Origin of the sequence: Psychromonas sp. SR45-3 (assembly GCF_014163575.1) — a bacterium.
GTDB classification, from domain to species: domain Bacteria; phylum Pseudomonadota; class Gammaproteobacteria; order Enterobacterales; family Psychromonadaceae; genus Psychromonas; species Psychromonas arctica.
Map to the genome: position 1 here is coordinate 1 of NZ_JACJDP010000060.1, position 14384 is coordinate 14384.

Below are 14384 nucleotides of genomic sequence, written 5' to 3' on the forward strand. Positions count from 1 at the left end.
CTATTCTTTGCTAATTATTCTTTTTTTCAATTATTCTATTTTGTAACACCACTATTTTTCAACTATCTCTTTTTTCAACTATCTTCCTCATGAAGTAAGCGTTAAAATTCGTCCGCTAATTTAACTTAGCAATTCTCAGGGCGGGGCGAAATTCCCCACCGGCGGTAAACCTATTTAGGTGAGCCCGCGAGCGCTTTATTGACTGTTTAACGTAATAATAAACCTAGTAACAAACGTAAGAATACTAGCAATAAAGGTCAGCAGATCTGGTTTAATTCCAGAGCCGACGGTTAAAGTCCGGATGAAAGAGAAACCAAAGCATTGCAGGTGTAATGCTAATTTACATCATCTAATCGTTGGATGATGTAATTCTCAATGCCCTGATTCTGGTAACTATTCAAAGGAAATACCATGAGTCAGTCTCTATTAAGTTTGTTCGGTGATGCACATTCACGTGTATTAAATGCAATTCAATCAATCAAAAACGGTTCAGGTGTGTTAGTTGTAGATGATGAAGACAGAGAAAATGAAGGTGACTTTATTTTTGCTGCCGAAACATTAACAACACAACAAATGGCCATGATGATCCGCGAAGGCAGTGGCATAGTGTGTTTATGCTTACCCACAAAAACCACTCAAAAGCTACAACTTCCACAAATGGTCAGCAACAACACCAGTCAAAATACAACGGCTTATACTGTCAGTATCGAAGCGAAGCACGGCGTGACAACAGGCGTTTCAGCAGCAGATCGTGTCACCACCATTAAAACTGCAGTCGCACCCAATGCAACCGCAGATGACTTATCTCGACCAGGCCATGTTTTCCCACTACAAGCAGTTGCAGGTGGTGTGCTAGTTCGAAGAGGACATACGGAAGCGGCAGTTGATTTAGCGACATTAGCAGGGTTTGCTCCCGCCGGTGTTATTTGTGAATTAAGTAATGAAGATGGCTCGATGGCACGTTTACCAGAAGTGGTGAAGTTTGCACAGCAGCACGATATGCCAGTGGTGAGTATTGATGATTTGGTTAATTTTATTCAAGCTGAACAAGTAGCCTAGTTTAGGTGTAGCTTGGGCATAGCTTAGCTGTGGTTTTGGGTAGCCAAAACATTTAAAGCTGAAGTTAATTGATAAATTAGTGGGCTGTCTATAGTGATATAGATGGCCTTTTTTGTTGTCGCAACAACTGTGCTTTTGAGGTTAGTTTGTATTTGAATAAAATAAGGTTCGTCTGCGCTCATGGGGCTGTCTGATATTTATTAGCTTGGATTTCGCCCTGTCGGCGACTTTACTTTCTCTAGGCCAGTAGAGAAAGTAAGCAAAGAGAGCTGGCACCGAATCGCTTCTTAATCCCAATCAATTAACTCATTTTAAACGTATCATTTCGGACGTGCATCCATGCACTAGCCTCAATTAATCCAAACATCCTGTTTGGCTTTACTAAAATGAGTTAATTGCTTGGGAAGCTCAACGGTGGCGAGTTGTAGCCATGATGAGTATTGGTTCGTCTGCGCTCATTGAAGCAGCATGATTATTCTTTACTTGGTATTTCGCCCTATCGGCGACTTGACTTTATCTGAACAACATAGAACCTTAAATTTGGTTGACTCTAAATAAATTAATCTCATTCTGCCTTTCCGTTGTTAAAACAGAATAATTCCATCTTTCCACATCATTAAACTTTGACCTACCACTCTAAATATTTGATTTACTGTTTATGCAGCGTATTATCAATTAATTTTTAACAAATAAAACTATTCCGCATTTCCACCAGAAATATGGAATTTTTGGCTTAAGAAGCAGTTAGGTACCAGTTAGAAATTATCGCAGTATCTTTTAAGAAGGAAGTTTATGAATAGTTACAAATATTTTCTTATTTACGACCGTAATAAACAGATTGTCTATGGGGAATGCATTAATTGGCGTTGTGGTGAATTCGATTCAATCAAAGAGTCTGACATAACAATAGGCTTAAAAAAGAAATTTAAAGCTAGATTCATAGTGTCAAATATACGTATAGACTCGGTAGATGATGAAAACAAGTGTATCAATATTAATGGTGATGCCACACTTCGGTATGAAGAAGACTATGACGATTTTATCACTCAACGTTCTGATGAAGCTGTTTTCAGTCCATTAATTGATCGTTGCAGCAAGGTAAGAATGTTTGTCGGTAGTGAAATGACAAGTTATAAATATCAAACTTGGGCTAATGAACATAAGCAATTATTAGAAGAAGTAAAAACAAAGTTCGACCTTGATCTGCTAAATCGACCGGAATTGTTATATTCATACACTTATTACGATCCAACTCGTATTGTTGTAAATAGCAAATTTGTTGATAAACCCTTAAAGGGTGAGAATCGTTTACCTCAAAGGTTACAAGTTAAGTTCTTTGATGAATTTAAGTCTTATGCCCAAGCGAAGTATGTTATTACAGGGTATTGCGAAGACATAGAGCCACAAATAGAAAATGGAATTATATCAGAGAAGGAAACCTTAATTAATTTCTCCAATAGTCCCGATGAAATCGAAATTGAAATAATCGTTCAAGGAGAAACTATTTATAACAGCAGACATGGTTTTATAAGAAATATAAATTTCAGAGGGAAAATTATTGGAGATAGTGTGACTCTTGATAATGGATCTGAGATATCTACATATAATGAGCTAAATATGAATGTGGGTGAAAATAGTGTCTAGATTAAGAGATAGAATAAATAATAGGCGTAATTTATTAGTTAGCAAATCTAATTCATGTATACCCAAAGCTGTAAGTGACAAACCTTTTGAGTATGCAGCAAGCCTTTTTAAGGCAAGCGTACATCACACACCAAAAATAGAAAAAATATCCATTATTGACCCATATATTATGCCTATCGACTTAGATAATCTGACCTCTCTATTTGGAGGAAGTAGTAAAATCACGCTAGAAATAATTTCAAAATTCAATTCTGTAGGTGACGACGATGAGAAAAAAGATAGAAAAATTAAAATCAATGAACGTAAAATTCATCTTGTAAAAAATGGATTATTTAAAAGCATTGATTTGATTCACTCAAAAGAATCAATGCATGATAGGTATTACATTTATTGGTGCGAAGAGGCAATGTTAAAAGTGTTTTTTGTTGGAGGCTCTATTGGTCAAAAGTTTAGTGACTACATAGGAATTGTAGAAATATCTGATAAATACATGCTTAATAATATTGTAACATATTATAACAAGCTAGCTTATAATAAATTGATTTAATAGGGAAATCATGCAGATCTCATTACCTTTATTTCCACGCACAGAAAACATGAATGATGTTTTATGGCTTTTCAATACCCGAAAATACATTTCAAGGTTTGATGTGTATAGCGCTTATAAATCATTTTTTGATAAAGAACCTGATGGCACACCTACAGCTGAGGAAATGATAAATGTTTTCGAAAGCAGAGAAGAAAATGAAGCAAAAGTTACAGTTAAAATAGTATCTCATAACTTTGAAGAAACTAGTGTAGATAAATACTTAAATGAAGAGGCAACTAAATACTTTGGTATAGCTCTAGCCATTGAGTACAGAATGCTAGATAAAATAATAGAAATCGCTGATGATTCAGATGTTTTTTTATATTTAACTGAGTATTCGCTAAACCAAGAAGAGCTTTTGCTTATTGATAAAAGTGGTTTAATAGAAAACATTTCAAAAAGGTTAATTGATAAGAACCTAGTTATGTTTACAACGTTATTAGAAAATTTCGAAAAGTTATTAAAGGCGAGTGACGGTAAAGTAATTAAATCAGATTTTGTATCTCGTTATATCGATCATGCTAGCTTCTACAATAGAAATACATTATTAAAGTATATATTTGAGGAGTTTACAGACTCACATCCTTCGCTAGAAAAACTTGATTCGTTAGCTTGGGACCCTTTTACAAAATCTCGGCGTTTTAGTCATTGGCTTAATGTTTGCAATCGTATGGATGATATTTCTAGATATTATCTAGAAATATATAGCGAGAATAAAGTCATTAAAGAGAATAAGCAGTACATCGAAGCATATCTCAAGTTTAAGACGGTCTACTGCTAACTATAGGCTCAAGCCTTGTTTTTTCCTTTTAAAAATACGATATAACAATCCCAACAAAAACGATGCTCAATGTTGCTACAACTCCTCCACCGTAAAGCTTTCCCAAGCGATAAGTGACTTTCAGCAACAGCAAACAGGACGTTTGCTGTAAGTTTATTCGGCACATGGACGTGCTGTATGAACTGATGCGTTAAGAAAGGCAATTAGCGTTTGGGTAAGAAAGCGATCCGGTGGCCAGTTTCTTTGCATCCTTTCTTTTCTGGTAAAAGAAAGGATGTCGCCGACAGGGCGAAAACACTGCCAATAAATCGCTAGCTGTCAGGATGAGCGCAGACGAATCAACACTACAATCAAGAATAATAGGGGCAGATCTTATTTTTTGCTTTTTAAAATATGCTTATCAAAAAGCTATAGATAATCGATGCTCGATGTGGCTACAACTTCCGCACCGTAAAGCTTTCCCAAGCGATAAATGACTTTCAACAACAGCAAACAGGGCGAAAACGCTGCTAATAGATAGGTAGCTGTCAGGATGAGCGCAGGCGAATAAAAATGAAAGTTCAGCTTTCCCAATCAATCAGCCCAAAATAAAAAATTAACTATGAGTAGGTGTCTTCAGGCGGAAACTACGACAAAACTACGAGCCCCCAATGTTGAGTAATTAGTTTGCTCTCTTAAGTGCACAGGGCTTAGCTTGCTGTTTATAAGGGGAGAGCTTATTATTCATGCCATGATTTGTATCTGTCGAGCTTTGGTTATCATCACAATCACCTCATAATTTACAGTATTGATACTTATAAACAGGAATTAAAATGAAAAAACAAACACTATTATGTGCTTCATTACTTGCACTAACATTTACTTTATCAGGCTGTGAATCAGTTTATTACTCGGCCATGGAAAAAGTGGGGCTTCACAAGCGCGATATTCTTATTGACCGTGTTGAAGAAACAAAAGAATCGCAACAAGAATCACAAGAAGAGTTTCAATCAGCACTTGAAGGTCTAACAACCCTGATCGACTTTAAAGGGGGTGAATTACAAGATACTTACAACGCATTAAACGATGATTACCAGTCTAGCCTAAAAGCGGCAAATGAAGTATCAACTAACATTGATAAAGTGGAAGAAGTTGCCGATGCATTATTTGATGAATGGAGCGAAGAACTTGAGCAATATAAAAGTGCATCATTAAAACGCCAAAGCAGTCAAAAACTAGCAGAGACTCAGCGTCAATTTAGTACTCTTTTACGGTCGATGCGCAACGCAGAAAGCAAGATGCAGCCGGTATTATCGTCTTTAAACGATAACGTGTTGTACTTAAAACATAATTTAAATGCGCAAGCCGTGTCAGAAATCAAAGGTGAATTCACCAATCTTAAACGTGATATTCAACAGCTAATGAGCGACATGAATAAATCAATTGCCGAATCAAACAAGTTTATTGAGCAAATGAATAGCGCGAGCTAATCATTTAGCGGCTTTAATGGGCCTGCTCAACAGCAGGCTTTTTTATATTTAGAGGAAAGTAATGAATTGTATTGATAAAAGTAGAGCCGCCGACCGTGCTAAAACACTGTAAACAATAATCACCAGAAAAATTAATACGCTACGCGATTACGGCCATTATTCTTAGCGACATAAAGGTTGTCATCGGCTTGGGTAAAGAGTAGCTCCGTTGATTGCCCACACTCACTATAATTAGAGACGCCAAAGCTACAAGTAACAGATCGCGCTAAAAAGAAAGCATTTGCTTCCTCCCCTTCCTGTGCTGAAATATCTGATATTTGCATATCAACGGCTGTGACCTGACTTAAACCGTAATGTCCTAAATGCAACCTATCTTCCACGATTTGACGTACTCGTTCAGCAACGCAAACCGCCTCTTCTAAATTACTATTAGGCAATAAGATAAGAAACTCTTCACCACCAAAACGGTAAGCATAATCTGTAGGTCGAATACTCTCGCGAAGCAACTCGCCAAACAAAGTTAATGTATCGTCACCAACGCTGTGACCAAAATTATCATTGATCACTTTAAACTTATCTAAATCACACATAACTAATGAAAAATCTGAAATTTCATCGTAATAACTTTGGTTTTGAAGGCTGATTAATTTACGTTGTAAATATTCTTTTTTACGTAATCCGGTCAGTGCGTCGATAGAGATATAATGCATGGCATTGAGGTTTTTAGCGGCAAGGTCAAAGCGCCCATCGGCCATGTGCTGATTATGAGAATCAAGAAAACCGTAATTCATAATATCACGATAAAAAATATCACATTGTAGCTCAGGACAATTTCGGTTTTTATCTTCTAAACATGTCTGTTTTATAAATACGAGTAAGCTAAAAAAGGGATATCCAAAGCGGTACCCTTTATCCACTTCCATGGACTCACCTTGGTGGTTTAACACCTCCATTTTTGCTTCTTTCATCCCTGCTTTACTTCTCGCTAGCGTTCATTCTGGCGGCTTATTGTACAGCAATGTACACAAGATGGTTATTTTTAGCATCGACATAGTGCAAATATTAGAAAAGCATTATATCGTTAGATTTAAACCACATATAAAGCAATGACTTAACAAATATAACTAATTATTTTTTAAACATTAAAATGGCAAGTTATTGCTAGACTCTGCTATTTGTACTCACCACCAGCTATTTTCTGTTTAATAAAACTTAAACAAAAGCGAGAGAATAGATTATTCACTCGCTTTTATTAATTAGGGCAGATTCATTGAATAGCCCATTCAAGCTCAATTAAGCGCAGCAATGATTAGAAAAATCCCATTGGGTTAATATCGTAGCTGATCAACATATTTTTCGTTTGTTGATAATGCTCTAACATCATTTTGTGATTTTCTCGTCCTATTCCCGATTGCTTGTAACCACCAAATGCGGCGTGTGCAGGATATAAGTGGTAACAGTTTGTCCATACACGACCGGCTTTAATACCACGGCCCATACGGTAGGCACGGTTACTATCACGCGTCCACAATCCGGCGCCTAAGCCAAACTGGGTATCATTAGCAATTTCTAATGCATGCGCTTCATCTTTAAAGGTTGTTACGCTGATCACCGGGCCAAAAATTTCTTCTTGGAACACGCGCATATCATTGGTCCCTTTTAATAACGTTGGCTGAATGTAAAAACCTGCATGAGCCCCTTCTACATTTTCAATGGCACCACCTGCAAGTACTTCCGCGCCCTCTTCTCGACCGATATCAATATACGAAAGAATTTTGTCATATTGGGCTTTAGAGACTTGTGCTCCAACCTGACTATCTGTGTTAAGCGGATTACCTTGGATAATTGCTTTAGTTCGTGCGATAAGACGTTTAATAAATTCATCAGCAATCGACTCTTCCACTAGTAAACGTGATGGAGAAGTACAGACTTCGCCTTGGTTAAAGAACGCTAAAGTGGCACCTTCAACACATTTATCAATATATGTATCTTCATGGTTCATAATATCTGCAAAGAAGATATTAGGTGATTTCCCGCCTAATTCCACGGTTGAAGGGATCATATTTTCCGCTGCACATTTCAAAATATGCTTACCCACTGGGCTTGAACCAGTAAAGGCAATCTTCGCAATTCGCTGCGATGTGGCTAATGCTTGCCCTGCTTCCGCACCAAAACCATTAACAATATTTAACACACCCGGCGGTAACAGATCACAAATTAGCTCCATCAAGAATAAAATAGACAGTGGGGTTTGTTCTGCCGGTTTTAAAACAATGCAGTTACCTGCTGCTAATGCTGGTGGAATTTTCCAAGCCGCCATTAATAATGGAAAGTTCCACGGGATAATTTGCCCCACAACCCCTAATGGTTCATGAAAATGATAAGCAACGGTGTTTTGATCTATTTCCCCAATCGAGCCCTCTTGAGCGCGGATACAACCTGCGAAATATCTAAAATGATCCACTGCTAGCGGTACATCTGCACCCATGGTTTCACGGATGCATTTGCCGTTGTCCCATGTTTCTACCAACGCCAACAACTCTAAATTTGCTTCAATACGGTCTGCTATTTTCAATAATATATTAGAGCGTTCAGTCACTGAGGTAATCCCCCATGCTTCTTTCGCCTGATGCGCTGCATCCAACGCTAACTCAATATCATGTTCATCAGAGCGTGCCACTTCACAAATATCACCTCCGGTTACAGGGGTTTTATTGGTGTAGTACTTACCATTAACCGGGGCAATCCACTGTCCGCCGATATAGTTATTGTATTGAGTTTTAAAGACTACTGTTGATTCAGTTGAACCAGGATTTGGATAAATCATGAACACCTCTCAGTTATTTTCACTCCATTGTGTAATAGTTATCATATTCATTAATTTGTAGTCTGCGTGACTGTTAATTCACAATTGTTGACTGCTAGTTCAAAATCAAAAGAGAATGATATTTATGATAAGTGAAAGTCTTAATAAGCAACGTAAAGCACATCAAGTCTTAATAGAAAGTAAAATATCCTTTGCTGGGGAACAAGCAGAACTGAGTGTTTATGACACTTTTGAGCAGGCAACCAATATTGAACTGGTTTCTGATCAACTCATGTTTTGTGGGATGTTGACGGGTAAAAAAATAATGCACAATACTCAGCGCGATTTTGAAACGCACTTTTTACCGCACGAATCTTTTATTATTGCCCCTAATCGCGCCGTTGAGATTGACTTCCCCACGGCAACGATTGATACACCGACTACGTGTATTGCCATTGAAATAAGCCAAAAGCGCATTAAAAAAATCTGTCATCAATTGAATAATAGCGCGCCCCTTTCAGTGTACGAACAAGAGTGGCGCTATGACGATAAATTAATGCACACGCACCACAATACACAAACTCAAGCATTGCTAGACCGCATGATAAATATATTTAGTGAAAACCATCAAGATAGAAGCTTTATGATTGATTTGGCTGTGAGTGAGTTAATTACGCGCTTATTACGACACCAAACCCGTGACTTTATTATTTGCCACAGCTTAGCTCAACCCGATCATAACGGCATTAATAGCGTTATCGACCACTTACATAAGAATTTAAGAGAAGAGATTGATATAGATAGTTTAAGTAAAATATCTTGCATGAGCCGCACTAAGTTTTTTAATGAATTTAAACAGGTAATAGGTAGCACGCCACGCGAGTTTTTATTTCAACTACGTCTTAAAAAAGCAGCGGACTTATTAAAGAAAAATAAATCAGTAACACAAGTTTGTTTTGCAACAGGCTATCTAAATACGAGTCATTTTAGCCGCAGCTTTAAAAAGTTCTTTGGTATGAATCCAAGTGAATACAAGCTTCGACACTGCCCTCCTTTATTAAGCTCGTAACCCTCGGTTATAAACGACCTTTGGCAGCGCCATACTTTTCAGCGCTGTCATTAAGCAAATCGATTAATTAGTGTTATTGCACAATATTGTAAATGTAAGCGGCGGTGATCAGGATCACCATGCCAATGCCTTTTAGTAATCCTTTTTTATTCGCTTGCTCGTCTACCTTCATATATATTCCAGAACCGAAATGCGCAAATACACACAATAAAATAGCCAAAATCAAGGCTATTTGCTCCCCTTCTTTTGCACCATCAAAAGCAGAAAAAATGTCACCAATCATAACGCTGATCGCTGATGGAATAACAAATAATGGCGTACGTGTCAGTAATGAATAGGCAATAAAAAAGACAAGTATTGTTAGCGGCAGGCGGTAAGGGGTTAACTTAGAGGGTTTCATAATATTCTTCTGTTAGGTTATGTTAAGTATTTATTAGAGGCGTAGATTACCTAAGCCAATATTTTTAACAATCTATTCGGTCCATAAAGTCGTCAAACTCACTTAAGTAGTGACCTGCCACAAAAAATCAGTGAATTTAGTAACATAGTCTCTAGCTATTGCATTAATGACAATAAACGATTTAACCTAACTCTTATAAAAGGATAAGTTATTAGGACATCACCTTGGAGAAATAATGAGCCAACTCACTAATAATACTTTGCCTAAAAACCACTCTCCGATGAAAATCGGTAATTGCTCAGCACCTCTACCAATTCAAGGCACAGCGCTAGTGGTTGAAGGAGGGGGACAACGAGGTATTTTTACAGCAGGCATACTGGACAGTTGGTTAGCACATGATTTTAATCCCTTTGCATTATTAATTGGAACATCAGCAGGCGCACAAAATTTATCGGCTTATCTAACTCAGCAACCCGGTTATGCTAAACGTTCTATTATGCAACTATCAAAACACCCAGCATTCTTTAACATGAAGCGTTCATTGTTAGGGGGACATACGATTGATCTTGATTGGTATTTTAATAAGGTTCAAGAGCCTGAATACCAACTTAATTTAAACTGTGCACAAGCCCAACTGCAACATCGCCAGCTCCTTTTTTCTGCGACTAACAGTAATGGCTTTCGCCCTGCCTTCCTTGAACCAACAGCAGACAGTTGGTTAACGATGCTTAAAGCATCCAGCGCTTTACCTTATTTATATAAAAAAGGGGTGGCGATTGATGGAAATTATTATGTCGATGGTGGTGTCGCATTACCTATTCCCATTCAAGAGGCTTATCAACGCGGCGCTAAAAAAATAATAGTAATTAGAACCGTTCCAACCGAGCAAAGTGCACATTCTCCATGGGCACATAAGCTCAAATCTTGGGTGTGTAAAACGCAACGCTGCCCTCGTGTATTAGATTTAATTACAGGCCATGAGGATGCTTACAGTGAGGCAGTGGACTTTATACATAAACCACCAGCAGATACTCAGATTATTGAAATAGCACCGGCTCACAAGCTCTCTAGCCGCTTTTTGGGAAGCAGCGATCAAGCATTAGCTGCAGATTATCAAATGGGATATGAGATTGGCACACGATTTTTAGAAAGCCAGTCGGCACAATTATTCACACAACATTAACAGGTAAAACCAATTAATATGGCTTATATCAACGCTGTTTATATTGTGTAGGACAATAGGCACGACTTATCTCAGGCGACCTCAACTTTAAGTGCTTACTTTTACGACCGCTTACACGGCGGCGCCAACATTTAAAGCTACTAGCTTTCATCTTATTGCGCATAAGTTTGATCACGCCTTGCTCATCAAGGCCAAACTCTTGTCTAATCGCTTCAAAGGGGGGTCTATCCTCCCATGCCATTTCAATCACTCTAGACTCTTCACTTTCACTAAATACTGTCATTCAAGTTCCTGCCTTAATATTTAACTTTCGCTCTGCGTAGACACAACGAATCAATACCGTTATTTAAAAATGAATACGTTGAGTAAGTAATCTTGGTTTAACTTTAGCTATAAAAAATAACGCTATTACTTCACTTTTAGATTTGGCTGGTGTTATTTACGCAGCATGTAACATTTTTTGAGGTGTAATTTTGAGGTGTAATAAAGCTGTCATACAGGTCCTTTAGGCTACTGCACATTGAATAACTACTCCCCCCAGAATAAGGAAGTCACATGTCGCACTTTTTAGAGAAAGAAACTGATTTCAGTAAAATGGTTGATGCTCGTTTATCTCGTCGTAATTTTTTATTTGCTTCAGCCGCGGTCGGTGCAGGTGCATTTTTAGCACTTAACCCTGTCGCTAAAGCAGTTGCGGCAACTATGGATAGCACCCTATTAAACTTTACCGCTATTCCTACTTCAACAAGTGACAGTATTGTGGTGCCAAAAGGCTACAGTGTAAGTAATTTAATGTCTTGGGGAGATCCTATTTTTAATAATGCACTCGCTTTTAATGCCAATGGTCAACAAGACTCAGCAGCCCAAGCGATGCAATTCGGTGATAATACGGATGGTATGAGCATTTTCCCACTCTCCAAAGATCGCGCGATCCTTGCAGTGAACAATGAATATACTAATTATGAGTATCTATTTGCACATCAAGGCAAAGCAATGACCGCTGATGATGTTAAAAAAGCACAGGCTGCTGTAGGTATAACCATAGTGGAAATATCTAAACAGAACGGTCAATGGACAATGGATAAAAACGGCAAAGCAAATCGCCGTATTACAGCCAATACTGAAATGTTAGTAACAGGGCCAGCTTCAGGCCACGATTTATTAAAAACAAAAGCTGACCCTACGGGTAAAAAGGTACTAGGTACCTTCAATAACTGTGCGAACGGTGAAACACCTTGGGGCACTTATTTAACCTGTGAAGAAAACTTTAATGGATTCTTTGGTGCAGAAGTTGATGTGCCATTAACAGCTGATGATAAACGTTATGGAATTAAAGCAGAGCAAAGTAAATATCAATGGCACAACTTTGACCAACGCTTTGACCTTGCTAAAAACCCAAATGAACCTAACCGCCATGGCTGGGTCGTGGAGATTGATCCAAACGATCCCACTTCAACACCATTAAAACGCACTGCCTTGGGCCGCTTCAAACATGAAAATGCCGCATTAGTGGTGAATGATGATGGTCATGTGGTTGTTTATCTTGGTGACGACGAACGTGGCGAGCATTTATATAAATTTGTCACTAAAAATAAATACCAAGAAGGCAATCACAGCGCAAATCGTAACTTACTAGAAGAAGGAACGCTTTACGTGGCTAAGTTTGCAATGCAAGCAGACAAACTAGAAGGTGACGGTCAATGGTTAGAGCTCACTTATGGCAAAAATGGTTTAACCAAGGAAAATGGATTTAATAGCCAGGCAGAAGTGATGATTTTTGCTCGACGTGCCGCAACACAAGTTGGTGCAACGACTATGGACAGGCCAGAATGGGTCGCTGTTCACCCTGATAAGAAACATGTGTTCTGTACCCTAACCAATAATAAAAACCGTGGTGTAAAAGCAGGACAAGATGTTGCAGGCCCTAATCCTCGCGCTGAAAACCACTACGGTCAAATCGTACGCTGGGCACCTACAAACCATAACCATAACAGCGCAACGTTTAAATGGGATTTATACTTAATTGCCGGTAATCCAACTGTCCATAAAGATAACCTATACGCAGGCAGTGACAATATCAATAAAGATAATATGTTTAATAGCCCGGATGGTATCGGTTTTGATAAGGCAGGACGTTTATGGATCCAAACCGATGGCAATTATTCCAATGAAGGTGATTTTGCAGGCCAAGGTAATAACCAAATGCTATGTGGCGATCCTAAAACAGGTGAAGTGCGTCGTTTCTTAACTGGCCCAGTTGGTTGTGAAATAACAGGCTTAACCTTCTCTGAAGATCAAAAAACCATGTTCGTCGGTGTACAGCACCCAAGTGGACATTTTCCTCATGGCAGTACTAACAAACCCCGCTCAACTATAGTCATGATCAGTAAAGATGATGGTGGTGTGATTGGTAGTTAATGATCAATACAAGAGTAATGGTGTTAATTACGATTCGATATTAACGCAATTGATATTCTCGGTATTGATTTTTATAAAATAATAAAAAATATACATGCTCGATACTTTGGTATTGGGCATGTTTATTACTGATAAATAAACTGCTGCAGATAAATCACGACAACTAAATACCACAAAATAAAAGCCACCAGTAGAATAAAAAGTGATGGCTAAATACTTGTTAAGTAATTTCTATTAGTGCTAAAGCCTTATCCATCCAACGAGATAACCAGTAGGTCGACCGATGATGAGTTCATTAATCCACTAGCAGATGGACTTAATCTACTCCAAAAATTATGGTGATGACCACATACAATTAAGTCTATACCAGCCTCTTTAACAGGCCCCTCTAAACTATGACTGATATCCCCTTCAACGATAAACTTACGTTCAATAGGGTAACCAATATCAGCGGAAAAAGTACCCAATTTATCACTTAGCTCTTTCGAACTTGGATGCTCAAATTCTAACCCTGCAAGCTCAATATCAATTAACCCACCATATCCAGACTCATGAAACATTTGCCTGTTGGAATGCACTAAAGATAGCTTAGCATTTAATGCTTTAGCCAGATTGACCGCTTTATCAAGAACGTTCTGGCTCCCTTCGTCGAAATCGACAGCAACTAAAATATGACGGTAGCTCATCAGTTTTCTCCTCAGTTATGTGCCTCTTTATAATATTAGTACTGAACGAATAAGTGATTGTGTATCTACCTAACATAAATACAAAAATATCAGCCTTTCAAACACTCTTTTGATCTAGATCATTATACCGTTCAGCTCTTTCGGAGCTTAAAAAATCAAGATAAATAATGAGCATAAAAACAACGAATACTTTGCTTCGATTTAGTTAGCTTTAGCACAATTACGCCCACATATTTATTTTAAACAGTTTTTCCTTTTCTCTTTTTTTTCTCTTTTTTCA

At 38.0% G+C, this 14384-nt stretch carries 13 protein-coding genes and 1 riboswitch; of the genes, 8 read left to right on the plus strand and 5 right to left on the minus strand.

What is annotated here, in order from left to right:
* Window positions 1-127 precede the first annotated feature (127 nt).
* Window positions 128-317: riboswitch (FMN riboswitch) on the plus strand.
* 94 nt (window positions 318-411) lie between these two features.
* From ribB to H5084_RS18535, 5 genes are all read left to right on the plus strand, one after another.
* Complete coding sequence (ribB, locus tag H5084_RS18515; protein ID WP_182692125.1) at window positions 412-1059, plus strand: 3,4-dihydroxy-2-butanone-4-phosphate synthase; 648 nt, start codon at window positions 412-414, stop codon at window positions 1057-1059.
* 792 nt (window positions 1060-1851) lie between these two features.
* Window positions 1852-2703 carry a hypothetical protein gene (locus H5084_RS18520; protein WP_182692126.1) on the plus strand — a complete coding sequence of 284 codons (852 nt, stop codon included), beginning with the start codon at window positions 1852-1854 and terminating at the stop codon, window positions 2701-2703.
* Entirely contained in the window at window positions 2696-3250 is a 555-nt protein-coding gene (locus H5084_RS18525) for a hypothetical protein (RefSeq protein ID WP_182692127.1), read from the plus strand. The genes H5084_RS18520 and H5084_RS18525 overlap by 8 nt, the downstream gene beginning before the upstream one ends.
* 10 nt (window positions 3251-3260) lie before the next feature.
* Window positions 3261-4073 carry a hypothetical protein gene (locus H5084_RS18530; protein ID WP_182692128.1) on the plus strand — a complete coding sequence of 271 codons (813 nt, stop codon included), beginning with the start codon at window positions 3261-3263 and terminating at the stop codon, window positions 4071-4073.
* Window positions 4074-4885: 812 nt separating this feature from the next.
* Window positions 4886-5542, plus strand: coding sequence for a DUF2959 domain-containing protein (locus tag H5084_RS18535; RefSeq protein ID WP_028870451.1), 657 nt, complete (start codon window positions 4886-4888; stop codon window positions 5540-5542).
* A gap of 131 nt (window positions 5543-5673) precedes the next feature.
* On the opposite strand, the gene H5084_RS18540 is transcribed toward H5084_RS18535, so the two are convergent.
* Both H5084_RS18540 and H5084_RS18545 read right to left on the minus strand, forming a co-directional pair.
* A complete protein-coding gene (locus H5084_RS18540) occupies window positions 5674-6510 on the minus strand; it encodes a GGDEF domain-containing protein (RefSeq protein ID WP_245600463.1) in 837 nt (278 codons plus the stop codon).
* 341 nt (window positions 6511-6851) lie between these two features.
* Window positions 6852-8369 carry an aldehyde dehydrogenase family protein gene (locus H5084_RS18545; protein ID WP_182692129.1) on the minus strand — a complete coding sequence of 506 codons (1518 nt, stop codon included), beginning with the start codon at window positions 8367-8369 and terminating at the stop codon, window positions 6852-6854.
* A 124-nt stretch (window positions 8370-8493) separates the two neighbouring features.
* Here H5084_RS18545 and H5084_RS18550 point away from each other — a divergent pair, with 124 nt between their 5' ends.
* On the plus strand, window positions 8494-9417 hold the full coding sequence (locus H5084_RS18550) for an AraC family transcriptional regulator (RefSeq protein ID WP_182692130.1): 924 nt from the start codon (window positions 8494-8496) through the stop codon (window positions 9415-9417).
* Between the two features lie 73 nt (window positions 9418-9490).
* On the opposite strand, the gene H5084_RS18555 is transcribed toward H5084_RS18550, so the two are convergent.
* Window positions 9491-9817: a hypothetical protein gene (locus H5084_RS18555; RefSeq protein WP_182692131.1), complete on the minus strand. Its 327-nt coding sequence runs from the start codon at window positions 9815-9817 to the stop codon at window positions 9491-9493.
* A gap of 235 nt (window positions 9818-10052) precedes the next feature.
* Here H5084_RS18555 and H5084_RS18560 point away from each other — a divergent pair, with 235 nt between their 5' ends.
* Window positions 10053-11000, plus strand: a complete 948-nt coding sequence (locus H5084_RS18560) for a patatin family protein (protein WP_182692132.1) — start codon at window positions 10053-10055, stop codon at window positions 10998-11000.
* Between the two features lie 28 nt (window positions 11001-11028).
* Here the strand turns inward: H5084_RS18560 and H5084_RS18565 are convergent, their stop codons facing one another.
* Entirely contained in the window at window positions 11029-11283 is a 255-nt protein-coding gene (locus tag H5084_RS18565) for a TIGR03643 family protein (RefSeq protein WP_182692133.1), read from the minus strand.
* Window positions 11284-11555: 272 nt separating this feature from the next.
* Here H5084_RS18565 and H5084_RS18570 point away from each other — a divergent pair, with 272 nt between their 5' ends.
* Entirely contained in the window at window positions 11556-13418 is a 1863-nt protein-coding gene (locus H5084_RS18570) for a PhoX family phosphatase (RefSeq protein ID WP_182692134.1), read from the plus strand.
* A gap of 248 nt (window positions 13419-13666) precedes the next feature.
* Here H5084_RS18570 and H5084_RS18575 read toward each other — a convergent pair whose 3' ends face one another.
* Window positions 13667-14104, minus strand: a complete 438-nt coding sequence (locus H5084_RS18575) for a universal stress protein (protein ID WP_182692135.1) — start codon at window positions 14102-14104, stop codon at window positions 13667-13669.
* Window positions 14105-14384 lie beyond the last annotated feature (280 nt).